1 pseudogene is annotated in these 340 nt (G+C 60.3%); it reads right to left on the bottom strand.

The annotated features are described in order from the left end of the window. Positions 1-335, bottom strand: a pseudogene (locus SB771_RS33755) (hypothetical protein); the annotation flags it as partial. Positions 336-340: the final 5 nt, after the last annotated feature.

The following is a 340-nucleotide window of genomic DNA, read 5'->3' as shown; positions in this document are numbered from 1 at the left end:
CCGTCAACCAGCTTCGGCACCGCATTTTTTTGCAGCGCCGGGACGGAAGCCTGCTTCTGCTTGTCCGTCATCGTCTTGTTTTCGCTCAGGGCGTCCGACAGGATGGCCGGAACCAGTTGCTTGGCTTGCATCTGCGCGCTGTTGCCAATTGCGCCGACGAGCTTCTGCGCGTCGATTGCGTCCAGCAGTTCCTTGATGGCAGCCTGCTTGGCCGGATCAACCGGTGCCGCGGCAGCAGCCGGCGCCGCCGGAGCCTGGCTCTGAAGCGCTTGAGCCATGGCAAGGGTCGGCACGAAAGCAGCCAGCAACATCAGTTGTTTGAATCGTTTTTGCATCATTA

It is taken from the genome of Burkholderia sp. SIMBA_051, from assembly GCF_046534915.1.
Taxonomy (GTDB): Bacteria; Pseudomonadota; Gammaproteobacteria; order Burkholderiales; family Burkholderiaceae; genus Burkholderia; species Burkholderia ambifaria.
Note: the sequence above shows the minus strand (reverse complement) of the source record. Positions and strands in the feature narration are given on the sequence as shown.